Annotated in this window: 24 protein-coding genes; 14 read left to right on the top strand and 10 right to left on the bottom strand. The window is 70.4% G+C overall.

Annotation, left to right across the window (positions count from 1 at the left end):
• The first annotated feature begins 75 nt into the window (after nucleotides 1-75).
• Entirely contained in the window at nucleotides 76-522 is a 447-nt protein-coding gene (locus ABZV93_RS06795; protein ID WP_354931580.1) for a hypothetical protein, read from the top strand.
• Nucleotides 519-827 (top strand): transcriptional regulator, encoded by a 309-nt coding sequence (locus ABZV93_RS06790; protein WP_354931577.1) that lies wholly within the window; start codon nucleotides 519-521, stop codon nucleotides 825-827. Before ABZV93_RS06795 ends, ABZV93_RS06790 begins: the two co-directional genes overlap by 4 nt.
• A gap of 55 nt (nucleotides 828-882) precedes the next feature.
• Here the strand turns inward: ABZV93_RS06790 and ABZV93_RS06785 are convergent, their stop codons facing one another.
• The 4 genes from ABZV93_RS06785 to ABZV93_RS06770 all read right to left on the bottom strand — a co-directional run bounded on the left by ABZV93_RS06785 (nucleotide 883) and on the right by ABZV93_RS06770 (nucleotide 5687).
• On the bottom strand, nucleotides 883-1638 hold the full coding sequence (locus ABZV93_RS06785) for an NAD(P)-dependent oxidoreductase (protein WP_354931574.1): 756 nt from the start codon (nucleotides 1636-1638) through the stop codon (nucleotides 883-885).
• A gap of 152 nt (nucleotides 1639-1790) precedes the next feature.
• Nucleotides 1791-3197 (bottom strand): alkaline phosphatase PhoX, encoded by a 1407-nt coding sequence (locus ABZV93_RS06780; protein ID WP_354931571.1) that lies wholly within the window; start codon nucleotides 3195-3197, stop codon nucleotides 1791-1793.
• Between the two features lie 225 nt (nucleotides 3198-3422).
• Nucleotides 3423-4622, bottom strand: coding sequence for a phosphatidylinositol-specific phospholipase C1-like protein (locus ABZV93_RS06775; protein WP_354931568.1), 1200 nt, complete (start codon nucleotides 4620-4622; stop codon nucleotides 3423-3425).
• A gap of 198 nt (nucleotides 4623-4820) precedes the next feature.
• The gene (locus ABZV93_RS06770; RefSeq protein ID WP_354931565.1) at nucleotides 4821-5687 is read right to left on the bottom strand and encodes a hypothetical protein; all 867 of its coding nucleotides are present in this window, start codon (nucleotides 5685-5687) and stop codon (nucleotides 4821-4823) included.
• A 139-nt stretch (nucleotides 5688-5826) separates the two neighbouring features.
• On the opposite strand from ABZV93_RS06770, the gene ABZV93_RS06765 reads away from it, so the two are divergent.
• The 3 genes from ABZV93_RS06765 to ABZV93_RS06755 all read left to right on the top strand — a co-directional run bounded on the left by ABZV93_RS06765 (nucleotide 5827) and on the right by ABZV93_RS06755 (nucleotide 8494).
• Nucleotides 5827-6369 (top strand): 2'-5' RNA ligase family protein, encoded by a 543-nt coding sequence (locus ABZV93_RS06765; RefSeq protein ID WP_354931562.1) that lies wholly within the window; start codon nucleotides 5827-5829, stop codon nucleotides 6367-6369.
• A 10-nt stretch (nucleotides 6370-6379) separates the two neighbouring features.
• Complete coding sequence (locus ABZV93_RS06760) at nucleotides 6380-7153, top strand: AAC(3) family N-acetyltransferase (RefSeq protein ID WP_354931559.1); 774 nt, start codon at nucleotides 6380-6382, stop codon at nucleotides 7151-7153.
• A gap of 270 nt (nucleotides 7154-7423) precedes the next feature.
• Nucleotides 7424-8494, top strand: a complete 1071-nt coding sequence (locus ABZV93_RS06755) for an acyl-CoA desaturase (protein ID WP_354931556.1) — start codon at nucleotides 7424-7426, stop codon at nucleotides 8492-8494.
• 68 nt (nucleotides 8495-8562) lie between these two features.
• On the opposite strand, the gene ABZV93_RS06750 is transcribed toward ABZV93_RS06755, so the two are convergent.
• A complete protein-coding gene (locus ABZV93_RS06750; protein ID WP_354931553.1) occupies nucleotides 8563-10533 on the bottom strand; it encodes a translation factor GTPase family protein in 1971 nt (656 codons plus the stop codon).
• A 470-nt stretch (nucleotides 10534-11003) separates the two neighbouring features.
• On the opposite strand from ABZV93_RS06750, the gene ABZV93_RS06745 reads away from it, so the two are divergent.
• Entirely contained in the window at nucleotides 11004-11228 is a 225-nt protein-coding gene (locus ABZV93_RS06745; RefSeq protein WP_354931550.1) for a DUF2087 domain-containing protein, read from the top strand.
• Here ABZV93_RS06745 and dinB read toward each other — a convergent pair.
• The gene (gene dinB / locus ABZV93_RS06740) at nucleotides 11225-12832 is read right to left on the bottom strand and encodes a DNA polymerase IV (RefSeq protein ID WP_354931547.1); all 1608 of its coding nucleotides are present in this window, start codon (nucleotides 12830-12832) and stop codon (nucleotides 11225-11227) included. The genes ABZV93_RS06745 and dinB overlap by 4 nt on opposite strands.
• Here dinB and ABZV93_RS06735 point away from each other — a divergent pair.
• From ABZV93_RS06735 to ABZV93_RS06725, 3 genes are all read left to right on the top strand, one after another.
• Nucleotides 12810-13190 (top strand): phosphatase PAP2 family protein, encoded by a 381-nt coding sequence (locus tag ABZV93_RS06735; RefSeq protein WP_354931544.1) that lies wholly within the window; start codon nucleotides 12810-12812, stop codon nucleotides 13188-13190. The two genes, dinB and ABZV93_RS06735, sit on opposite strands and share 23 nt — an antisense overlap.
• A gap of 176 nt (nucleotides 13191-13366) precedes the next feature.
• Nucleotides 13367-14077, top strand: coding sequence for a DUF305 domain-containing protein (locus ABZV93_RS06730; RefSeq protein ID WP_354931541.1), 711 nt, complete (start codon nucleotides 13367-13369; stop codon nucleotides 14075-14077).
• Nucleotides 14078-14086: 9 nt separating this feature from the next.
• A complete protein-coding gene (locus ABZV93_RS06725) occupies nucleotides 14087-15184 on the top strand; it encodes an acyltransferase (protein ID WP_354931538.1) in 1098 nt (365 codons plus the stop codon).
• A gap of 24 nt (nucleotides 15185-15208) precedes the next feature.
• Here ABZV93_RS06725 and ABZV93_RS06720 read toward each other — a convergent pair whose 3' ends face one another.
• Nucleotides 15209-15874: a hypothetical protein gene (locus ABZV93_RS06720; protein WP_354931535.1), complete on the bottom strand. Its 666-nt coding sequence runs from the start codon at nucleotides 15872-15874 to the stop codon at nucleotides 15209-15211.
• Between the two features lie 261 nt (nucleotides 15875-16135).
• On the opposite strand from ABZV93_RS06720, the gene ABZV93_RS06715 reads away from it, so the two are divergent.
• A complete protein-coding gene (locus ABZV93_RS06715) occupies nucleotides 16136-16798 on the top strand; it encodes a class I SAM-dependent methyltransferase (RefSeq protein ID WP_354931532.1) in 663 nt (220 codons plus the stop codon).
• Nucleotides 16799-16948: 150 nt separating this feature from the next.
• Entirely contained in the window at nucleotides 16949-17749 is an 801-nt protein-coding gene (locus ABZV93_RS06710) for a methyltransferase domain-containing protein (RefSeq protein ID WP_354931529.1), read from the top strand.
• Between the two features lie 19 nt (nucleotides 17750-17768).
• Here ABZV93_RS06710 and ABZV93_RS06705 read toward each other — a convergent pair whose 3' ends face one another.
• Nucleotides 17769-18668, bottom strand: coding sequence for an aminoglycoside phosphotransferase family protein (locus tag ABZV93_RS06705; RefSeq protein WP_354931526.1), 900 nt, complete (start codon nucleotides 18666-18668; stop codon nucleotides 17769-17771).
• A 65-nt stretch (nucleotides 18669-18733) separates the two neighbouring features.
• Nucleotides 18734-20026 carry an MFS transporter gene (locus ABZV93_RS06700; RefSeq protein ID WP_354931523.1) on the bottom strand — a complete coding sequence of 431 codons (1293 nt, stop codon included), beginning with the start codon at nucleotides 20024-20026 and terminating at the stop codon, nucleotides 18734-18736.
• A gap of 158 nt (nucleotides 20027-20184) precedes the next feature.
• Here ABZV93_RS06700 and ABZV93_RS06695 point away from each other — a divergent pair, with 158 nt between their 5' ends.
• The gene (locus ABZV93_RS06695) at nucleotides 20185-21165 is read left to right on the top strand and encodes a LysR family transcriptional regulator (RefSeq protein WP_354931520.1); all 981 of its coding nucleotides are present in this window, start codon (nucleotides 20185-20187) and stop codon (nucleotides 21163-21165) included.
• Here ABZV93_RS06695 and ABZV93_RS06690 read toward each other — a convergent pair.
• Nucleotides 21133-22104, bottom strand: a complete 972-nt coding sequence (locus ABZV93_RS06690) for a WYL domain-containing protein (RefSeq protein WP_354931517.1) — start codon at nucleotides 22102-22104, stop codon at nucleotides 21133-21135. The genes ABZV93_RS06695 and ABZV93_RS06690 overlap by 33 nt on opposite strands.
• Before the next feature lie 61 nt (nucleotides 22105-22165).
• Between ABZV93_RS06690 and ABZV93_RS06685 the strand changes: the two genes are divergently transcribed.
• A complete protein-coding gene (locus tag ABZV93_RS06685; RefSeq protein ID WP_354931514.1) occupies nucleotides 22166-22552 on the top strand; it encodes a VOC family protein in 387 nt (128 codons plus the stop codon).
• Nucleotides 22549-23427, top strand: coding sequence for a GIY-YIG nuclease family protein (locus tag ABZV93_RS06680; protein WP_354931511.1), 879 nt, complete (start codon nucleotides 22549-22551; stop codon nucleotides 23425-23427). The genes ABZV93_RS06685 and ABZV93_RS06680 overlap by 4 nt, the downstream gene beginning before the upstream one ends.
• Nucleotides 23428-23437 lie beyond the last annotated feature (10 nt).

Here is a 23437-nt window from a genome sequence, read left to right as displayed (position 1 = left end):
CGGGATGCCTCCCGGTTGCCTCGCACGCTCGAAGTAGTTTATGGTTTCTAAAGTACTTCAAGCTTGAGGAGAGCGATGAGCGAGCACAGCTCCGGCCCCGGTCCGAGCCCCTCCGACGCCCGCACGGCCCTGACCGACGCGTCCCGGGCGAGCGAACGGACCCGCACGGCGGGACGCTGGTGGCCGCAATACCTGTTGCTGGTAGGGGTTCTGGCGTTCGGGCTGATCGTGGCGATCGAGGCGCTGTTCCCGGACGGCTTCGCGCGGTACGTCGCGTCCGGTGCCTGGGCGGTGGCGATGGGCCTGCTGGCCTGGTGGGCGGACTCGCACGACGTCCAGCCGCACGGGGCGGGCCGCCGGCTGCTGGTGGCCACCGTGATCTGGTTCGGGGGCTACCTGTTCGTGCTCGGCCCGATCGTCCGCTGGCGGGCCGACGACTCACTCGGCTGGTGGGCCCTGGCCGCCCTCGTCCTGGCGGTGCCCTTCCCCGCCCTGGCCGCGCTCGAGCGGAGGCGTGCGTGAGCCATCCACGTCACCAGCTCGACACCGTGATTCACAACCCGACCAGGTTCTCGATCATGGCGGCGCTGCTGCCCGCGGACAAGGTGGAGTTCCGCTTCGTCCGCGACACGGTGGAGATCACCGACTCCGTGCTGTCCCAGCACGTGACGACACTGGAGGAGGCCGGCTACGTCAAGGTCACCAAGGGCCAGGTCGGCCGGCGACCGCGGACCTGGCTGGCGGCGACCAGGGCCGGGCGAACAGCCTTCGCCAAGCACCTGGCCGTGCTCAACCAACTGGCCGCCGGCTCCTCAGCCCGGGATTGACGGCAGGGCAGCCACCGCCTCGCGACCTCGTGTCCGAGCAGACCTGGACGTCGGCCTACTCGGTAACGGCGTTCGCAGGGCGGTCGGCGAGGAGCTTGCTGGAGTCGTCGAGGGGCTCGTAGCCGAGTTCGGTGCGCGCGTTCTCCATGTCGTACCGCATCGGCGTGTTGGCAGAGACGCCGTAGTAGATGCCGAACCTGACGTCGGCGGTCAGGCTGGCGTTGATCAGCCGGCCGAGATCGGGCACGCTCAGCCACATCCGCAGCCAGCCCTCGTTGTCGAGCATCTGGCGCTCGCCGGTGAACCAGCCGATCCGCAGGCAGATCACCGACAGGTCGCTGTTCTCGGAGTAGTAACGCCCCATCGCCTCACCGAGGGCCTTCGTCACGCCGTACAGCGAGTCGGGCGCGATCGGGCCCTGCGCACCCACCGGCCACTCGCCCCGCTCGTCGAGCATGCCCGTGACGTGGTTGGTGCTGGCGAAGATCAGCCGGCGTACGCCTGCCTGCCGGGACGCCTCGAAGACGTTGTAGAGCCCGTCGACGTTCGGTGCCTTGAGGTCCCACCAGGTGGCCGACGGGGAGGGGTTGCCACCGAGGTGGATCACCGCGTCGCACCCCTCGACCGCCTGCCGCATCGCCGCGAAGTCGGCGAGGTCGGCCTCGAGGACCTCCTCGTTCGGCTTCGGGTCGCAGTCGCTGAGGTCACGGTCGGTCAGCCGGAGGCGGTACTGCGACAGCGCCGAGCGCAGCGTCGAGCCGATCCTTCCGGCCGCGCCGGTGATGAGCACCAGGGGAGCACGCTCGGTCATGGGTACGCCTTCCGTCTTTGCCGTCCGTATGCCGATGCCGATGCTAATGGGCCGCAGGGCCAGTCGCCCGAACGTGACCGAGTGCGGCACCCCCCGTGAGGTGCCGCACTCGGTCGACGGCTCGATCGGCCAGGCGGGTCAGGCGGGTCGGCTCAGCGACGGCCGCCCTGGCGCAGGTGCTCCCACGGCCCGGTGATCGCGAACACGTGCCCCGGCGACTGGATGTTGGCGAACAGCACCCGCCCGTCCGGTGAGAAGTTCGGCCCGGTGAACTCGTTGCCGTTCAGGTCGTTGCGCGCCATCGGATACGACCGGCCCGACCTGGTGACGCCCACAAGGTGCTGGACCCCCTCGCCGTCCTCGGCCAGAATCACCCCGCCGTACGGCGAGACCGTGATGTTGTCCGGCCCGTCGTAGTTGCCGTCGGCGTCCGGGCTCGGGTTGACGCCGAAGATGACCTTCAGCGTCACGGTCTGGGAGGCGGGGTCGTAGAACCACACCTGCCCGTCGTGAGCCCTGGTGCTCCCGTCCTCGGTCCGCGCGAAGCTCGCGACGAAGTACGCACCACCGTCGGCCCACCAGGCGCCCTCGAGCTTGTGGCTGCGGGTCACCTGGTCGTCGGTGAACTGCTTGCGTACGGAGGTGGTGCGGGCGTCGCGGTCGGGAACCTCGACCCACCGCACCCGGTATGTCGTGCCCGGGCGGGTCGCCTCCGACAGGTCCGCGACGTGCTGCCCACCGAGGTAGCAGCTCATGGCCTCCAGCGTTCCGGCGGTGTCGCCGACGTCGGCCAGGGCCAGCGCTCGCAGCGCGCCCTTGCCGCCCCGGAAGCCCTTCGGCGGGGTCCAGCGGTAGTACAGGCCGTTCGGACCGCCCGCGTCCTCGGTCTCGTAGATCGCGAACGTCTTCGGGTCCACCGCGACCGCCTCGTGGGCGTACCGGCCGAGGAACTTCAACGGCACCGGGTCCATGTTCGCCTGCTGGTCGAACGCGTCGACCTCGAACACGTAGCCGTGGTCCTTCTGCAAAGCGCCGCCCGCCCGCGCCTCGGTCTCCTCACACGTCAGCCAGGTGTTCCACGGCGTGAGGCCGCCGGCGCAGTTGTTGTGCGTGCCGGCCAGGCTGACGTACTCCCGCAGCCGGTTGCCGTCGTGGTCGACCTCGATGTTGGTGGTGCCGCCACCGGCGCCCGGGTCGTAGGTGAGGCCGGGCAGCGCCGGTACGCGGAACGGTTCGGAGCCGCCGACCTCGTGGTTGTTGACCAGCGTGGCGCCGGTCGGGCTGCGGAAGTTCGCCGTGCCGTCGGGGTCGCTCGGCGTGGGCTCCCCGGTCACCAGGGTGGTCTTTCCGGTCTCCGCGACGATCTTGTAGCTGAATCCCTCGGGCAGCGCGAGGATGCCGGCGGGGTCGGGAACGAGAGGCCCGTAGCCGACCTGGGGTCCGGCGTCGGCGAGCGCCGCACGCGGCCCGGCCACTGTGTCGATGCTGCCGGCGAACACCAGACCCATCGCCGTCACACCGCTGCGGGCCAGGAGGTCGCGTCGAGAGAACGAGGTCATGCACATCACCCTTCGGATCAGGCCCCTACGGATCGGACCTGTGCGTACGTACTGACGACAGGTCAACCGAAGCGCGTCCGTACGAGCAGGTAGACAGGTTCTGGTGGCCGGCGGGCGAACGACGGGCGAACATCCGCCAGGGCGCACACGTTCGGCAACTGGCCAACGGGTCAACGGTTCGCAAGGTCGGGGCAGTCAGGTCAGTCAGGTCAGTAGTCAGTCGGCTCAGTCCCCTGGTTCGAGCAGGGAGTTCCGGCAGGTCCTGGGCGCGTTCACCGGATTGCACCTGGCGGGAAGCGCACCGGGCAGCTGGGCCACGTAGTCGCTGTCGTAGCGGGCGGCCATGCCGACGGCCGGGAAGTCGGTGGAGATGACCTGGGCGCCGCTGTCCAGCGAGGCTTCGATCAGGCTGAAGTCCTCCGCGCGGACCGTCGACAACGAGTAGTCCGAACGCGTGCGAACGAAGTAACCGCGTCGCACGAGGTCCTGGATCTCGTCGAACAGCTGGATCACCTCGTCCCGGCCCCGGTAGGCGGCGTTCGGCTGACCGGGCGCGGCGTTGACGAACGCGATCCTGCCCTCGAGGTTGGGGTGGCCGTTGTCGGTGTACGGCGAGGAGTTGCCGACGTTGTTGAAGACGAACATCACCTGGCCGCGCGCCTGCGCGAGAGTGGGCCAGCCGACCTGCGTGACCGACTCGTTCAGCGTCATGCCGGGCCGGCGTACGTCGTCGGGGGTGACCATCTCGTCGTCGGCGAACACCGAGCGGATCTCGCGGTCCATCGCGTTCAGCGCGGTCGCGTCCCAGGGCGGCACCACCACGCCGCCGCGCTCGGCGAACGCCCGGTCGCTGCCCTTCAGCTCCAGCATGATCGTGATGGGCACGTGCGTCGGGTGCGCGTCCGACCACGCCTTCACCTGCTGCAGACAGCTGACGAACCGCACGCACGTGGAGTTGTAGTCGCCGTCGGCGACGTGGAACACCTTGATGCCGGGTTCGGACCAGGCGGGATCGGTCAACGGTCCGAGGCCCGCGTCGCGCCGCACCATCGGGTAGCGGTAGAGCCCGCCCTCGGGATCGGGGCGCAGGTCGAGTTCGATGCCCCGGACGTTCTGGTGCTCGAACTGGTCGGCGAGGGAGGCGTGGCTGTACGCGAGCCCGTTGCGGTAGGCGCCGGGGTTTCCGGTGATCTCGTCGTACGCCGCCTGCTCGGCGAGGCTGGTCTCCCGCTTGTAGGAGTTGTGCGTGTTGATGGTCTGGATCTCGTTGAGGTTCACCACGTTGTCGCCCGCGACGCGTGCCGTCGCCGTGGCTTCGCGCGTCTGCGCGCCCGCCGGTGTCGCTGTGGCGGACAGCACGCATGCCGCCACGGTCATCAGTGTCGCCGCGGCCGCGACGACGTTCCTACGCCCACCCCTGCCCACGTCGTGTCCTCTCACTCTGACCGCCTCACGGTCCAGGCCGGAACTCCCCGCCACTTGGAGGGTGAGTCTGCGACCAAGATCATTACTTGGCAAGGCGAAGGGCAAGAAAACGCCAAATCCCCTGCGCGCGTACGAGGGACGACGACCGGAACAGGCCGCGGAACAGGCCGCGGAAACGCGTCTCGGAACAGACCTCGGTCAGGCCTCGATGAAGACGACCTGCTCCGGCAGCACGGTCAGCGTCAGCCGCTGCCGGCGACGCTCCACCAGGGTGGCGAACGACGTCGCCTGCCCTCTGGGGACGGTGAAGATCCGGTCGTTCCTCGCCTCGAGGAAGTCCGGGAACCCGGCGAGGTCGACGCTGCTCGGCTCGTCCAGGGTGAGGTAGTCGGCCAACCGGCGGAACAGCTTCGGCATGATGACGAGCTGACTCTGCAGCTGGTCACGTGACTTCAGCCCGAAGCCGGTCACGGTGGAGTCGTGCCTCCACACCCCCTTTCGGGCGGCACGTGCGGCGACGGAGACCTCCGCCAGCTCCTCGCGCAGGTCGACGTACAGCATCGAGTAGAAGGTGGGATACACCCAACCTGCGGTGAGCAGCCGGTGGTTGACCGACCGCCGCAGTTCGGGAACCTCCAGGTAGACCGAACCGCTCGCGCCCCCGCGCCGTTTGCCGGCGTAGGCGAACGACACCGCCCGGCCGTACTTGTCGGCGAAGCGGCTGAGGATGTAGCCGGGGCGCTCCTTCGGCGTCGCGGCGGTGACGATGCCGCGATCGTCCCGCTGGACGTCGCTGAAGCCGAGCAGGTCCAGCAGCGCGGTCGCCGCGCCGTCGCCGAGGTCGGCCGGTTGCCGCCACGGGTGCGGTGCGGTCCGTGGCGTGTAGTGGGTCTCCAGGGCGTCGATCGCGTCCAGGCGCAGCTGCGCGGCGCCGGAGGAGTTCGTACGAGCATTGATCCCGGCGTTGGCGAACGCGTCCGGGTCGTCGGGACGGAACCGCACGGAGTCACCGTCCGGAGACGCCCCGATCACCTGGAATGTCCCGGGAATGGCGGCGAGTGGCATCGGCGGACCCTCCTGCTTCTGCGGTTGCCGGCGGGTCCTTCCTTGATAGCAGCCGCGGCGCCCCCGTGGGCGGCAATCACCGTCGTGGCGGGTTCCCGGGCAGATTCCCGAGCGGGGCCCCGGCAGATAACGTACGGACGTGACCCCGGCAGCGCGGCGTCATCTGTGCGTCCTCCTTCCCTCCCCCGTCGCCCACCCGGTGGAGAAACTCCGCCGGCAATGGGACCCGGTGATGGCCGCCCGCGCACCCGCCCACGTCACGGTCACCTATCCGGAGGAGACCGGCGACGACGAGCTTCTGCTGTCGCGTGCCGAGGACGTGTGCGCGGACATGACCTGCTTCCGGCTGAGGCTGACCGGGGTGTTCTCCGAGGACGGCGGCCGCGGCGGCGTCTTCCTCTCGGTCGAGGACGTCGACGGTGGCTGGGCCCGGTTACGGCGCCACCTGCTGGCACCGCCGTTCCGGCCCGTCGACTTCCCGCCGCACGTCACGGTGGCGCACCCGCGGACCGCACCGGACGGTCCGGCATGTCGTGCCGCGCTGACCGGCCGCCGACTCGACCGCGACCCGGGCGAGAGCGGGTTCGACGTGGCTGAGCTCTGTCACACCGAGACGACCACCGCATCGTTCACCGTGCTGCGGCGGTTCCCGCTCGGCGGCGCGCCACAACGCCGGGCTTAGGGTGGCGCGCATGACCGACGTGATCGACGCGGACCACCTTGGTACGGCTTTCGGCCGGCTGGGCCTGCGCCCCGGGCACCACGTGCTCGTCCACTCGTCACTGTCCTCGATGGGCCACGTGGCCGGTGGGGCCGCGACGGTTGTACGCGCGCTGCTCGACGTGGTGGGTCCTGCCGGGACGGTGCTGGCGCCGACCCTCACCGGGAACGAGCACGTCGGCCCGCATGCGGAGGTGGTGTTCGACCTCGCGGAGTCGCCGTCGTGGACCGGCGTGATTCCGGCGACCGTACGCCAGTGGGACGGCGCCGTACGGTCCGCGCACCCGACGCATTCGGTGGCGGCCATCGGCGCGGCGGCCCGGCGGCTGACCGAAGGCCACGAGGACTGCCTCACCCCGTGCGGCCCGGGTTCGCCGTACGCGAGGCTCGCGGCCGATCCCGACGGCATGATCCTGCTGCTCGGCTGCGACCACGAGTCCAACACGACACTGCACCACGTGGAGGAACTCGCCGGCTCCGACTACCACCTGCAGCCGGCACCGGTCAGTGCGGTGCTCGTGCTGCCCCGCCGGACCGAGCGACGGGACTACTGGGTGCATCGGTACGGCACACCGCGGAACTTCGCCGCGATCGAACCCCTGCTGGTGCAGCGCGGCCTCCAGACGACCGGCCCCGTCGGCGCGGCGACCGCCCGGCTGATGCCCGCGGGCGGCCTGGTGTCCCTCGGCGTCGACGTACTCCGCGCCGCGCCGCGTTTCTTCGTACGGACCGAGGCGGGCGGGTAGCGGCGCAGGCAGCCTCCTGCGGGCCTGTCGCCCGCCTGACCCGCCTGGGGTACTGTCATGGCCTCGGAGTCGACGACATCCGGCTCGAGGTGCCGTGCCTGCCACCTTGAGCGCGGGATGTCGTATCTGTCCGGCAGTGTCCCGGCGAAGACCGCGTTCACCGTGCACGTCTGCAGACGCACGCACCCCTCGGGGGTCCCGGTGCGGTCGGCGATCCACGAAGGATCAATCCGATGCGGCACCCATCCGTCCAGGTCAGGAAGTGTGCGTATGTCGTACCCGTCGACTCCTATGTCCGATCCCCGCCAGTCCGGCAGTGACTACGCGAACCTCACCCACCGCGTCCGCGAGGCCGGCCTGCTCACCCCGCGTCCTGCGCACTACGCCGTCCGCATCACGGCGGCGGCCTCGATGCTCCTCGCCGGTGGTGCCGCGTTCGTCCTGCTCGGTGACTCCTGGTGGCAGATCCTGCTGGCGGTGGTGCTCGCCGTGGTGTTCGCTCAGGTCGCGTTCGTCACCCACGACATCGGGCACCGGCAGGTCTTCACGTCCAAGCGGGCCGCCCGGCGCGCCGGGATCCTGCTCGGCAACCTCGGCGTCGGGCTGAGCTACGGGTGGTGGATCGGGAAGCACAACCGGCACCACGCCAACCCCAACCACGTCGGCGAGGACCCCGACGTGAGCGTCGGCGGGATCGCGTGGAGTCCCGAGCAGGCCGCCGAACGGCGTGGCTTTTTCGCCCGCACCCTCACCAGCTGGCAGGCGTACCTCTTCTTCCCCATGCTCCTGCTGGAAGGTCTCGGCCTGTACGTGTCCGGGGTGCGCGCCCTATGGCGTGGTGACGTCAAGGACCGTTCCGTGGAAGGCGTTCTGCTGGCCGTGCACACCGTCGCCTGCATGTCGGCACTCTTCCTGGTGCTCTCGCCGGGCAAGGCACTGGTCTTCCTTGCGGTCAACCAGGGACTCTTCGGTCTCTACATGGGTTGCTCGTTCGCGCCCAACCACAAGGGCATGCCGCTGGTGGAGGAGAAGCTCGACTTCGTCCGCAAGCAGGTGCTCACCTCCCGCAACGTCCACGGAGGATGGTTCGTGGACCGCGCCCTGGGTGGGCTGAACTACCAGATCGAGCACCACCTGTTCCCCACCATGCCGATGACGAACCTGTCCCGTGCGCAACCGCTGGTGCAGGCGTTCTGCGAGGAGCACGGCATCAGCTACCACAAGACCGGGCTTGTCCGCTCCTACCGCGAGGCACTGGCCTACCTCCACAGCGTCGGCGCCGGGCTCCGAGCCTCGCGGCGCAGGCCGGTGCCCGCCCGGGTGTCGCGTCAGGTCAACTGACGGACCGGCCGCCGGAGGGACCGCCGCATTCAGTTCGGCCCCTCCCGGGCATCCCGCGGCCGATCGCGTCAGACTCCGCGCAGGACGTGCTGGAGATACTCCTTACGGTTGAGGGGATTCAGGTCCGTGCGCGGCCGGGTCGGGACGGTGCCACGGACCGGCTCGTGGTGGTCGAACGCAGACTCCAGCACTCCCTCGCCACGCGTCGCTCCCGGCAACTGCTGCTGCAACTCGTGCACCATGGCGGCCGGGACGTCACCTTCCAGCACGCCGGAGGAGCCCCGGATGTACGGCGCGCCCGGAACCGCGCGCAGCCGTCCCAGCAGCGGGAGCATCGCTCCCAGCGTGTCCGCCGGAAACTCCAGGCGGAACCGGTGCACCGGCTCACAGACGACGGTGCCGGCCTGCCGAAGGGCGCTCATCAGCACCAGCGGGGTCAGCTTGCGCACGTCTCCGGCGGTCGTCTCCGGCGAGACGTAGCCGGAGTCGGTCAGCGTGACCAGACAGTCGGTCACCTCCCAGCCGTGCAGGCCCTGCCGGAACGTCTCCACGACGGTGTTCCGCAACGCCTGCCGGAACTCCTCGACGGACTTGAAGACGTAGAGCGGAATCAACTCCAGCTTGACATCCAGCCCGACCCGCACGCCGGTGCCGACCGCGGCCGGTTCGACGCGAAGTCCGACGGTGGAGAGGAACGGATTTCCTTCCCTGCCGAGGATCTCGACGTCCTTGCCGGTGCCGACCGGGCGTTCGATGCAGATGGGGGTCGTTTCGCGGAAGGTGACGTCGATGCCGTACTCCAGCGCCAGGGTGGCCTCGATCACCTCCTTCTGCACCTCGCCGTACAACGAGACGTACATCTCCTGGGCAACGTCGTCCTGGCGGAGGTTGATCAGCGGGTCCTGTTCGGCCAGCTGCGTCAGCGCCACATGCAACCGGCCCTTGTCACCCGCACGGACCGGGACCACCACCGTCTCCAACGTCGGCGGGGCGAAGTAGTGGCCGTCGGTGGGTCCCGAAACTCCCACCGTGTCGCCGATCCGTACGCCGGAAAGCCCCCACACCTTCGCGATCCGGCCCGCAGTCACCGACGTGCTCTGAACCGCAGCGCCGTGGTCGAACACCCGGATCGCGGTGATCTTCGCGCTCTCGCCCCGGTCGAAACACACCTGCTCCCTGGTCCGCAGGGTACCCGCGAACATCCGCAGGTAGGCCACCTTCTCCCCTGCCGGGCCACGCTCGACCTTGAACACCGTCCCGGCGGGTGAGGCGGCGGCGTCGCCGTCGTTCGCGGGAAGGAGCTCGGTGATGCCGGCGACCAGCTCGTCCACCCCCGCGCCGGTGACCGCCGAGCCGAGGAACACCGGGTGCACCAGTGCCCGGCGGGTCTGCGAGCCGAGCTCGTCACGGAGCCGCTGGTAGGACAGCACCGCCTCGTCGTCGACGTACGCCGCCAGCAGGTCCTCGTCGTGACCGGTGAGGAGGTCGGCGAGGCCCGTGCGGAACGCCGGGTAGGCCTCGCCGTACGGCTCGAACCGGGCCGCCTTCGTACCGGTTTCGTGCGACGTTCCCATCGCGATCACGGCCGGCGTCAGGTTGTCGGCGATCGCGGCCAGGACGCGTTCGGGGTCCGCGCCACCGCGGTCGATCTTGTTCACGAAAACCAGCGTGGGGATACCCAGCCGCCGCAACGTCCGCATCAGCACCCGGGTCTGCGCCTGCACACCCTCCACCGCCGACACCACCAGCACCGCACCATCCAGCACCCCCAGCACCCGCTCCACCTCGGCGATGAAATCCGGATGCCCCGGCGTGTCGATCAAGTTCACCGTCACACCGTCCAGCACGAACGACACCACCGCCGACCGGATCGTGATCCCCCGACGGCGCTCCAACTCCAACGTGTCGGTCTGCGTACTCCCCGCGTCCACACTCCCCACCTGCGCGATCACCCCCGCCAGGTGGAGCAACCGCTCCGTCAGACTCGTCTTACCCGCATCGACATGGGCCACGATCCCAAGGTTCAACGTCCGCGCCACGCGTCATGTCCTCTACGTAGATGAAGATCCCTTCTCGGCTGGACATGAACGTGGCTCGCATCTGCGTCTCTCTTTCGGTCTGCCCGGATCAGCTCGTGGGCTCGGGGGGCTCGGTGGGTGGGCCGGCTGGGTGCTGGGCCTCGTCGGCTGGCCGGAGTGAACCATCCGCCCCACCGGCCCGGCAACCCGTTTTCGCCGCGGCCGCCACCTCACCGCCGGGCGCATGCCGCCGATAACCGATTGCCGGGACACCGCGGCCCTCACCATGCTGATCAGTCGAGGCAGTACGTACGAATGCGAACGGACGAAGCAGCCGACGAGGCGACACGACCGCACTGGAACGCGACCCCGGTGAGCGCGGCGCGGTCAGCCGCTGTGGGGAGGCGCTGGGCCTCGACCCGAAGAGCACAGCCCGGCTGTACGGACGGCTCACCGCGGTCGGCCTGATCGCGGCCGACGGGCCGCGCATCGTGGTACGGCCGGACCTGCTCCGGGACGCCGCGCACGAACTCGACGAGCTCAACGAGACCGTCCGGGAGGTCCACGACGACGTCGCCACGCTGCGCCGGCTGATGGTCGACGTGGGGGTGATGAGTCGCGACCGGAACAGCGTGTACGCGTTGGCCGACGAAGCAGCCGGGGCGTCCCACGCGGAAGGGGCCCGTCCCACGCGACCGAGCCAGGGCATGCGTTAGTCGGGAAGCAGCGGGACGGAGATGCCCTGGTCGCGGCCGAGGAGCGCTGCTCTGGTCACCGCGCCGGAGTCGAAGCGCCGCCGAACCTTGTCCACCGCCTCGTCGAGCGCGTCGTGTTGCCGACGGTCGAACGGCAGCGCCAGCTGGACCGCGCTGTCGTCGTCGAGGTTGCCGACGGCCACGCCGACGAGGGTGAGGCCGCGGCGTTCGATCATCGGCGCGGCCGCGGCGCGCAGCCCGCGCACCGCCTCGAGGATCTCGTTCGTCTGCGCGGTCGGGTGGGACAGCGAGTGCGACCGCGTCACCCTGGAGAAGTCCGCGAACCGCAACCGGAGCACGACGGTGCGGCCGGTGCGGCCCGCCGAACGCATCCGCCGGGTCACCCGCTCGACGAGTCCGAGGAGGATCGCGTCGACCTCCTCCGACGATTTCGGCCGCTGGCCGAGAGCGCGTTGCGCACCCACCGAACCCCGGCGATGCCCCACCCGCACCGGCCGGGGGTCGCGGTTGTGGGCAAGTGCGTGCAGGTGCCGGCCGGCCGCCTGACCGAGCATCGCGACCAGTGCCGACTGCGGGAGTTCGGCGACGTGGCCGACGGTGGTGATCCCCCGGTCGTGCAGCTTCTTCGCGGTCACCTCACCGACTCCCCACAGCCGGCCGACGTTCAGGGGATGCAGGAATTCCAGCTCGCCGTCGGGAGGCACCACGAGCAGACCGTCTGGTTTGGCGACGCCGCTGGCCACCTTGGCGAGGAACTTCGTCCGGGCCACCCCGACCGTGATCGGCAGACCCACCTGGTCGAGCACGTCGCGCCGCAACTTCGCCGCGATGTCGGCCGGCGCGCCGGAGATCCGCCGGAGCCCGGCGACGTCGAGGAACGCCTCGTCGATCGACAGCCCCTCCACCAGCGGCGTCGTCTGCTCGAACACCTCGAACACCGCCGCGCTGGCCTCGGAGTAGGCCGACATCCGGGGTGGCACGACGATCGCCTGCGGGCACAGCCGGCGGGCCTGTGCCCCACCCATCGCGGTGCGTACGCCGTAGGCCTTGGCCTCGTAGCTGGCAGCGAGCACCACACCGCCGCCGACGATGACGGGGCGACCGCGCAGGCTGGGATCGTCGCGCTGCTCGACCGAGGCGTAGAACGCGTCGAGGTCCGCGTGCAGGATCGTCGCGTCCGCCGTCACGAACATATGTTCGCATAGAACTACAGCGGAGGCGATGCTCCCGCCGATGCCGACCAGTGTCGGGCAGGCCCGGCCGGCGGGATCGGCTCGGAGAACCGGCTGGGAGACCGACTGGCGCGCCCTGTCGCCGTACGGCACGATGCAACCGGCGGGCCGATCCTCGCGCGCCAGGGCGGGGAGGACGGGGGCGCCGTGGGTGGCTGGCTGGACGATCGGATCATGCACCTGGTGGCCACGCATCGCAGCGACTGGGCCACCGGGACTGCGCGGGCACTGCTGTGGGCGAGCAACCTCACCGCACTGTCCGTCGTCGTACTCCTGGCTGTCGCGGTCGTCGTGGCCAGGCGCGCCTACCGCCAGGCCGTCGCGGTCGCCCTCGCCGTCGTGGCCGCCGGTGCCCGCGGCGAGGCTGCTCAAGGAGTTCTTCGGCCGGGCCAGACCGCCCGCGGATCTCGCCCTCGTCCACATCACCGGCGCGTCGATGCCCTCCACCCACGCGGCACTCACCTCCGCCGCGGCGACCGCGGTCCTGGTGGCGACGACGTGGGGGTCCACGCGGGCGAGACGTCTGTGGACGCTGATCCTGGCCGCCGGCTGTGTCTTCGTGGGGCTGTGCATGGTCTACCTCGGTGGGCACTGGCCCACGGACGTGCTGGCGGGGTGGGCGCTGGGGATCGCGCTCGGCGCCGGCGCCGGTCTGCTGTGCCGGCGCGTCCAGGGGGCCGGGCAACCTCCCGGCAGGCGAGATGAGCAGCCGCAGCCGCAGGGCAGTTGATCACCGGTCCAACCGGGTCGATCGGACCAATCCCACAGGACCACCGTGGGACCGGGGACCGTGAGTCCCGCCGATCTCCACGGGTACGCAGCGGTGGGGACCGCCTGTCCGGTGTCGCCGGAACGACGGTCCGCACCCACCGCCGCTCCTGCTCGTCCGGACCTCGGGAGATCCACGTGAGTGCCGCACCGAACGTCGTACACAAGGGCGCGCACAGCGCCGCTCGGACCGCCGCGCGGAAGGTCGTACGAGGAACGGCGCCGCGCACGTACTCGGTCGTCGCCGTCGCCGCCCTGGTCGGGATCGCGGCACTCCTCGCGGGCTGCGGCGGGGGCAGCACCACCCCGGCCAAGCCCGCAGGCGTGACCGCTCCGGCCGGTAAGCACAACGCCCAGGACGTGGAGTTCACCGAGGAGATGCTCGAGCACCACCAGGTGGTGGTGGCGATGAGCACCCTGGCCGCCAGGAAGGCGACCAATTCTCAGGTCAAGGCGCTCGCGGTGAAGGTCAGGGCCGACCACGCACCCAGGATCGCGGAACTGTCCGCGTGGCTGAAGGCGTGGGGCGAGCCCGTCCCGACCCTCGGGGCGTCCCCGCACATGACGGCCCACATGACGCGGTCGCCCAGCCCCGGGATGCCCTCGCCGCGCCACAGTCCCGAGATGATGGACGAGCACGAGTTGTCCGCCCTCCGGCACGCGTCGGGCAAGGAGTTCGACAAGATGTACGTGGACGCGATGATCCACCAGTACTCCGACGCGGTGGACGAGGCGAAGGTCGAGAAGGCCAAGGGCGTGTACCCGCCGGCCAGGAAGCTGGCCGCGGACATCGTCGCCCACCACCCCGCCGACATCGCGAAGATGCAGGCTCTGTCCGGGAAGCTGTGACCCGAACTGGTGGCCGAACCGGCGCCCGGAGTCGGCCGGGACAGGTATCTCGACCTGCTCCGGGCGCTGGCACTCGTCCGCATCGTCACCTACCACGCGTTCGGATGGCCCTGGCTGACGCTGCTCTTCCCTTCTCTCGGCGTAATGTTCGCCCTCGCCGGATCACTGATGGCGGCCTCGCTGGAGCGCAGGCCCGCGCCGTCGGTGGTCGGCAGCCGGATGCGCCGGCTGCTGGTGCCGTTCGGGGTCTTCGCCGCGTTCGTCGTACCGGCGATGGTCCTGCACGGCTGGAGACCTCCCGGCGACCCGTCCCAGGCGGGTGAGTGGTGGGCGCGGCTGCTGCTGTGGGTCGTACCGCTGGACGATCCGCCGTTCGACCAGTGGGCCTGGCAGGTCAACGAGCCGCTGTGGTACGTCCGGGCGTACCTGTGGTTCGTCCTGCTCGCGCCGCTGGCCCTGCCCGTGTTCCGGCGGCTGCCGGTGCCGCTGATCGCCGGGACCATGCTGGCGGTCACCCTGCTGCAGCTCCGAGTGCTGGACACCGGTGACTCCGCGCCCCTGGGCAGGATCGTCACCGACCTGACCGTATTCGGCGCGTGCTGGCTGCTGGGTTTCGCCCACCATCGTGGGCAGATCGCACGACTGTCGCCGCGCACGACCTGGGTTCTCGCCCTGCCCGCGATGGCTTTCGGTGGATGGTACGCCCTCACCCACCAGACCCAGCAGGCCTACGATCTGGGCCCGATCCCGCTCGCCCAGGCGTACTGGTCGTTCGGGTTCGTCCTTCTGCTGTTGCGTTTCCGGCCACATGACCTCGGCTGGCTGCGGCGTACGCGGCCGATCGACACGCTGGTGCACGTGTTCAACGCACGGGCCGTGACCATCTACCTCTGGCACGAGCTCGCGCTGATCGCCGCAGTCCTGGTGATCGACTGGATGTGGAGTGTGCCGTCGCTCGCGAAATCCCTTCCCCTGCAGACGAATTGGTGGAAGTACGTGCTCACCTGGCCACTGCTGGTGGTGGCGGTGCTGGCCTTCGGCTGGGTCGAGGACCTCGCCGCGAAGCGGAGGCCGCAGCTGTGGCCGAGAGGCCGTTCGGAGAACTGAACCTTCAGCGTGAGAGGCTCAGTGTCAACCGTTGCTTGCGCGACCGCGCCGAGATGCGTCACGCTCGTGTTCGGCCGCGGTGCCGTTGCGCTCGTCGGCTTCTTGTTCGCGTTCATTGGCGGCGTCTTCGCGTTCGTCGGCGTTGCGGTCCCGAACGTCGGCTTCGCGGTCCCGCTCGTCCTCGGCGCGTTCTCGGTCGTCCGACAACCGCTCCCTCAGGTCCGCCTCGTGATTGCGCAGGTCGGCTGATCGGTCCCGTTCGTCGGCGGCCAGCTCCCGCTCGTCGGCGTCACGGTCACGAACGTCGGCTTCGCGGTCGCGCTGGTCGGCGAGCTGGTCGCGCTCGTTGGCGGCGCGCATGCGTTCGGTGGCCTGGATGTAGCGGAGTTCCTCCAGGCGGCGACGTGCATCGGCGGCGACGCCGCGCAGATGCGACACCCGCCGTCGGTCCTTGCCCGCGCGTTCGCGTTCGGCCCCCGCCCGGGCGCGCTCCTCGGCGGCCCGTTCACGACGCATGGACGCCTCGCCGGCGTGGGCGGCCAGGAGCCTGCGGCGCTCGGAGGCACCTCTGCGCAGTCTGGCGGCAAGCGCCCGCGTCTCGGCCGCACGCTGGCGAAACGCCAGGGCGATCCGCTGCGTACGGGTGGTTCGCGCCGGTTCGTACTGCCGACCGATGCCGCCGGTAGGCATGCCAGGCAGTTTACGTCGCCCGGGACGGACGGCCCGATGCTCCAAGGCCTGCCCTAGGCTCGGGGCTTCAATGATCACGCTCGGCCGAATGCGGCCTTCGGGAGGTGTCGGTCCTGTGTCGGTGACCTTCGACGACAGCGAACGGCAGATCTGGGCGGGGCGGGCCGGCGCCTACGCCGGCACCTTCGCCCGGCTCTGTTCGCATGCGGTCCCAGACTGCTCGACGCGGCCGAGGTAGGGCCCCGCGTTCGGCTGCTGGACGTGGGAACCGGCCCCGGCACGGTCGCCGCCGCCGCGTACGCCCGAGGCGCGACGGTCACCGCCGTGGACGCCGAACCCACGATGGTCGAACTCGCCCGCGCATCGGCGCCCGCCGCCGACTGCCGGGTCGCCGTCCTGCCCGACCTGCCGTTCGGAGACGGGGAGTTCGATGCCGTCGTGGGCAACTTCGTGCTCAACCACGTCGGGCAGCCCCGGTCCGCGCTGGCCGAACTCCGCCGCGTGGTGCGCCCCGGCGGATGGGTCGCCCTGACGATCTGGCCGACGCCGCCCGCGCCCGGGCAGTCGCTGATCGGTCGCGCCGTCCAGGCCGCCGGCGCGCAACGGCCGCCCCACCTTCCGCCGTTGCCGACGGAGGAGGACTTCGCACGCACCGCGGAGGGGCTGACCGGGTTGCTGGCCGCGGCAGGTCTGCGGGAGGTCTCCTGCGAGACGCGGCGCTGGGACCACCGGGTCACCGCCGAGGAGTGGTGGAGCGGACCGGCCGCGGGAGTGGCGTTCACCGGGCAGCTGATCCAGAGCCAGCCGCCCGCGGTCCGGGCCGAGATCAGGCGGTACTTCGACGAGTTCGCCGCGGAGTTCGCCGACGCGGACGGTCTGCTGACCCTCCCCCACGCCGCATTGCTGGGTCGGGCGCGACGCTGATCAGCGGAGAGATCGGAGCAGTCTGATGTTCGTTGGTGAGAAGTCATGTTGACGTGGTGATCATGGGAGTTCTGCGATCGGAGTACGCCTACTCGCGGCCCACGAAAAACGATGTGAGGACCGGTCCTCACCGCGCATAGCCTCTGGGTCGTGACCGATGAGGTGAACGACAGCGGCCCTTCCGCCGAGAGCGGCGACAACCCCGCCGACGGCTGGTTTCCCGAGAGCGTGGCCGCGAGCTACGACGACCCCGGCGGCGCCAACGCACCCGAGGTGATCGCGGCCGCGGTGGACGTCCTGCAGGACCTGGCCGCCGGCGGTGCCGTCCTCGAGTTCGCCGTCGGGACCGGCCGGATCGCCGCCCCGCTGGCCACCCGCGGCGTCCCGGTCAGCGGCATCGAACTCAGCGAGGCGATGGCGGCACGGGTCCCCATCAAGCCGGGCGGCGACGCGGTCGAGGTGACCATCGGCGACATGACGACGACGCGGGTGGACGGCGCCGGTGACTTCTCGCTGGTCTACCTCGTGTTCAACACGATCAGCAACGTGACCACCCAGGACGGGCAGGTCGACGTCTTCCGCAACGCGGCCGCGCACCTGCGTACCGGCGGGCTGTTCCTCATCGAGGTGGGCGTACCGGATCTTCGCCGCCTGCCGCCCGGGCAGGACACCGTTCCGTTCACGGTCGCACCCGACGCACACCGCGGTGGCTACGTGGGATTCGACCAGTACGACGTGGTGACACAGGAGTTCACGTCCAACCACGTCACCGTGACCCCGGAGGGCAAGGGACGCTTCCGCCGCATCCCGTTCCGGTACGCCTGGCCGGCCGAGATGGACCTGATGGCACGCATCGCGGGCATGAGACTCACGCATCGCTGGGCCGGCTGGGACCGCTCGGAGTTCACCGCCGACAGCACCAGGCACGTGTCCGTATGGCAGAAGGTCTGAGCTCCCCGGGCCCTGCGAATCAGGTCAGGACGGTCGCGACCTGCTCGGCGAACGCGGCCGTACCCTCCGGATCCGAGGCGTTGCGAGCCCAGCACGCGTGCAGGAGGGTGTGCGCCTGCGCCCAGCGGAGCACACGCTCCCGATCGAGCTCGGCCGCGTCGGCGAAGATCGCCAGCCGGCGGCGAATGTGGGCACAGAGGCTGTCAAGGCTCAATTGACGCTGGGCGCCTCCGACCACCACACTGAACGCGTCGTTCGCCGGGTCGCCCGCGAACCCCTTGGGATCGATCACCAACCAGGGTTCGCGGTTCGCGCGTACGACATTCTCGTAGTGCAGGTCACCGTGGACGAGCAGGTCCGGTTGCTCGCGTCCCAGCTCGCGGATGGTGGCCAGCGCCGCGTCGACAGTCCGGCGGGGCACGTGGCTGAGCAGCGTCCCGGACGCGGCGCGGAGTTCGTGTTCCTGTCCCTCCGCGCGGTCGCTCAGCCGGCGAAGCCCAGGCGGGGCCGGAACCGCCAGCAGACGGGTGATCCGTCCGCACACGGCGGCGGCCTCGTCGTCGTCCTCGACGTCGACCAGGGTGGTCTGCTCGACCTGTTCGAGCAGCATCGCGAAGCGCGCGTCGTCTCGTTCGTACAGGCACACGGCTCCGCGGCCCGCCCACGCGGCGTAGGCGGTGGGCTCGTCGACGTTGCCCGGATGCGGGAACGACACCTTCAGCACCGCGGTGGATCCGTCCCGCCGGCGTACGGGAACGACGACGCCGACCTTGCCGTGCATCACCGGTCCGGTCGGCGTACAGGCCCACTGGTGAAGGAGATCGTCGACGAGCCCGGGGAGGGACGCGATCCATCGCTCGCCCGCTTCACCTTCGCGACGCACGGTCTCGCGTACGAACGCCTCGGGCAGGTTGATCATCCCCGCACCTTAGACCTGGCCCCCGCATGCGGGGAACTAGCGGGAACTCTTCCGTAGTGCCAGGGCTAAGGTGCCCGGGTGCATGATCTGCGGCTGGTGTTGCGAGGGATGTGGTTCCGGCGGGGAGTGTCCCTGGCGGTGCTGGTGATCGCCTCGCGCCCAATGCCGATGGGCAGCAGGAAGGCGGAGGCGAGCAACAGCACACCGGCGGTGCCGAGCGCCCAGCGTGGGCTGGTGGCGGTGGCGAGGACTCCCCACATCGCGATGAGCACGGCCCTCGTCGCCGTGCTGGTCACCGACCAGGCGGCCAGTACGCGGGAGACGCTGGCGTGGTCGACGACCTGGAGCCGGTAGGTGGCGCTGACCGGGTTGAAGATGCTGCAGCAGACGATGAGCACCAGCTCGACCGCGATCACGACGAGCAGACCCGACAGCCCGGGCGTGACCAGCACGAGCCCGAGCGGCCACACGCACCGCAGTGCCCCGAAGACCCGCAGAACGGTGTCGCTGCCGTAGCGGCCGCTGAGCGGGCGGGCAAGCCGTGAGCCGATCAGCCCGCCCACGCAGGGGATGGCGAACGCGAGTCCGTACTGCCAGGCGGGGAAGCCGAGTTCACCGAGCATGAGTACGGCCAGCGGCGCTTCGCCGGCCATGATCAGGCCGTTGACCACCACCGAGTTGAGGAACAGGCGCCGCAACTGCCGGTGGTGCAGGATGTGGCGCCAGCCCTCGGCAAGTCCGGTCAGAGTGGTCCGGGACGACGGTCGTGCCGGAGCAGGCTCAGGACCGCCGATCGCGGTGACGCCGAGGGCCGAGAACAGGTAGCTGGCGGCATCGGCGGCGATCGTGACCACCGGCCCGAAGAGCCCGATCGCCGCGCCACCGACGGTCGGGCCGACGACGCTGGCCGACCACGTGGTGGACTCGAACCGCGCGTTGGCTGTCAGCAGATCGGACGGCGCGACGAGCGATTTCAGGAACGCGCCACTGGCGGCGGTGAAGGCGATGTTGGCCGCCGCCTGCACGATCGAGACGCAGATCAGCTGGGCGATGCTCAGCACACCGAGCGCGTAGCCGACCGGGATCGAGACCAGCGCCCCGAACCGGACCAGATCCATCATGATCATCACCGGGCGCTTGCGCCGGAACTCCACCCACGGGCCGACCGGCACGGCCGCCAGCGCACCGACCGCGAGCCCGGCGGCCGACATCGCCGACACCTCGGCGGTGCTCGCGTGCAGCACCCGGATCGCGATGAACGAGAAAGCACCGAACCCCAACCACGTCCCGTAGGCACTGACCGCGTACGCGGCCCACAACCAGCCGAACCGCCTGCCGAGCCTCCCGAACGACCGCACGCAGCACTCCCCCGTCGCCACACCTCGCGGACAGCCGGCGCGCTGCCCGGACGGTAGCCAACCGAACCGTGCGCGAGCAGCCAAACAACCGACACGCGAAGCGGGCACAACCGACCGTTGTGAAGGGGCGTGGACCGCCGAGGGGATAGGTTCGGCCGGTGGACCTCGACGCTGTGCGTACGTTCGTGGCCGTCGCCGACACCGGTCAGTTCCAGGCCGCCGGGGACGAGCTCGCGATCACCCAACAGGCCGTGTCGAAGAGGATCGCGACGCTCGAACGCGATCTCGGGGTACGGCTGTTCGTACGCGGCCCGAAGGGCGTCCGGCTCAGCGTCGACGGCCAGTCGTTCCTCCCGCATGCGCGGGAACTGCTCCGCGTAGAGAACCGCGCGGCCGCGTCCGTACTGCCGGCGAGCCGGGCGTTGCGCGTGGACGTGGTGAACCGGCGCATTGCCCCCGCCGTACTGCTGCAGGCGTTCCATCAGGAACACCCCGACATCGACCTGGACGTCGTGACACTGCCGCTCCTCGACGGCGACGACGCGCCGGCCGCGCTCGCCGAGGGGACCGTCGACCTCACCTTCCGCGTGCTCGCGGCCACCGGCGGGCGGCCCCCGGCCGGGCTTCGCGCAGGCCCTGTGCTGTACGACCGGCACGAGCTCCTCGTCGGCCCCCACCACCCGCTCGCGGACCGCCGTCAACTCAGGCTTGCGGAGCTGGTGGACCACCCGATCTGGATGTTCCCGATGCCGCCCGCCAGCGAGCCGGGCGCCTACTACCGGGAACTCGCCACCACCTTCGGGCTGACCATCGACTCCGTGGCCCCGAACTTCGGCAACGAGGCGCTCCTCGCCGAACTCGCCGGCTCACCCCGCCTGGCCACCCTCGTCGGGCGGGGCAGCCGCTACCTCTGGCCGGCGACGTACGACCTGCGCCGAATACCGGTCGTGGCGCCCACGCCGGTGTATCCGCTCTACCCGCTCTGGTCCGAACACAGTGCGCACGAGGCCCTGCCGACGCTGCTCGCCTTCCTTCGCAGCCGGCACCAGACAGAAGAGGTCGACGACCTCTGGCTGCCTACCTGGAACGCGTCCGCCCCGGTCTCCTCAGCTCCGGTCCGGCGAGGGGTCGACGGGTAGGGCGTGCCGGGCAGCGACGTCCTGTGCCCGGCGGTGCACCTCGACGCGCAGCTCCGGTGGGCCGAGTACCTCGAAGTCGTACGACAGACCGGTCGCGTAGGCGGCGAGGGAGGGGAGATCGTCGGCACCGACTCGCAGGATCGCCCGTCCGTCCGGGGTCGGCTCGACGATCTGTCCATGGAAGGAGCGCGCCGCCGTCTCGTACTCCAGGTGGAGCAGAATGCGGGCCTCGTACCTCCGGATGGCGAGCTTCGTGGCCGACAGCACCATCGCCGCCGCGTCCGGTGGATCCGCGAGCCTGTGATGCTGGTTCGTGAGCGCAGGCTGGGTGATCCGGTCGATCCGGAACGTACGCCACTCCTGCCGGCCGCGGTCCATGGCGACGAGGTACCACCGTCCTGCGGACCGGACGATCTGGTGGGGCGCCACCTCGCGCGTACTGGCCCGCCCGCGGTGGTCGGTGTAGGAGAAGCGAACCCCCTCGATACGCCGGCACGCCGTGGCCAGCAGGGTGAGCACAGCGGGGTCGACGGTGGGCTGCGGTGGCGCCGGCACCTGCACCGTCGTCTCCTGAAGCGCCTGCACCCGTTCGCGGCGCCGCGACGGCAGCACCTGGACGAGCTTGGCGAGGGCGGCGACGGCGGCGGACTCGATGCCCGCGACCGCACTCGTAGCGGCCAGCTGCAGACCCAGCGTGGTCGCGACCGCCTCCTCGTCGTCCAGCAACAACGGCGGCAGCCGGCCACCCGCCCCGACCGCGTAACCGCCGGCCTGCCCGCCGGTGGCCCGGACGGGGTAGCCCAGCTCGCGGAGCCGGTTCATGTCCCTGCGCAGGGTGCGCGGCGAGACGCCGAGGCGGACCGCCAGGTCCTGCCCGGGCCACCACGGCCGGGACGGCAGCAGGGACAACAGCCGGAGCAGGCGTACGGACGGGTCCATGACCGCATCTTCTCCTGCTTCGCGGCCAGGATCCGGCCGCGAACAGGTCTATCGTCCCCGCATGAGGTTCAAGTACCGGCAGATCGTTCTGGACGCAGCCGACCTTGCGACGGAGAGCGCCTTCTGGGCGGGGCTGCTCGACGGCACCGTGAAGGGTGACGATCGGTGGCACAACGTGTGGATCGACGGCGGGTGGGCGCTCGCGATCCAGCACGCGCCGGACCATGTCCCTCCCGTCTGGCCCGACGGAGCCCCGCCACAGCAGATCCATCTCGACTTCTACACCGCGGACCTCGAGTCGGCGCACCAGAAGGTGCTCGAGCTCGGCGGCCGCGTGCTCCGGGCCCGGGACAATGCCGAAGCGCACAAGGGCGTACGGATCTATGCCGACCCGGCCGGCCACCCGTTCTGCCTGTGCTGGCTTCCGCCCGCGGACCTCGAACAGTGAACGAAGCGAACGGCTGGGGCGAGGTCGGGCTGGGCGTCCTGCGCACCGCCGCCACCGAGGCCCCTCGCCACCCCGGCGTGTACCTCTTCCTCGACGAGTCGGGCGAGATTCTCTATGTAGGAAAGGCGACGAGCATCCGTCGGCGGCTGAGCCAGCACGCGGCGACGAAGGTGCCCATGTCGCGGCTGGACCAGCGATACGACCTCGTACGCCGGGTCGTCTGGGAGCCTGCCGCCGACGAGCGGGCCGCGTTCTGGCGGGAGGAGGAGCTGATCTTCGCGCTCCGTCCGCCGTTCAACGGCGACCCGGACCAGCGGTCACCGGGGTTGAGGTCCAGGGACGCCCTCGTCCCGTACGTCGTGGTGACCGAGACGGCGGAGGGGACGCTCGGCTTCACCCTGGAACCCGTCGTCCCCAAGGGCGGGCGCGCCTACGGCTGTTTTCCCCACCTGGGCAAGGGAATGGGCTCCCGCCTCGGGGTCACCTGCAGCGACGGCTACACCTCCTTCCTGCGTCTGCTGTGGGCGGCTTCGGGCGAGGGCGTCCGTGTCCCCGCCTCGATCACCAGGTCGGCGCCCATGTCGTTCACCGTTGCCGCCCCGGCAGGGATTCGCGACGATCTGCACCGCTTCCTGTCCGGCACGAGCTCCCGGCTGGCCGACGGACTACTGCAGGCTGCCGCCCACCGGCCGGCATACATGCAACCGGCGCTGCGCCGGGACCGGGAAGCCGCGCTGGGGTTCTTCGCCGCCGGGCCGAAGCTGGTGCGCGAGCGTCGCCTCCGTCACGGCGTACGCGCGAGGGTGCTGGATGTCGGCACCTACCGACGCCTTGTCCGTACGGAGATCAACTCGGCGCTCGGTCTTGCGCACTAGGGTCGACGGC

This window comes from Actinopolymorpha sp. NPDC004070 (genome assembly GCF_040610475.1).
Lineage (GTDB): Bacteria > Actinomycetota > Actinomycetes > Propionibacteriales > Actinopolymorphaceae > Actinopolymorpha.
Note: the sequence above shows the minus strand (reverse complement) of the source record. Positions and strands in the feature narration are given on the sequence as shown.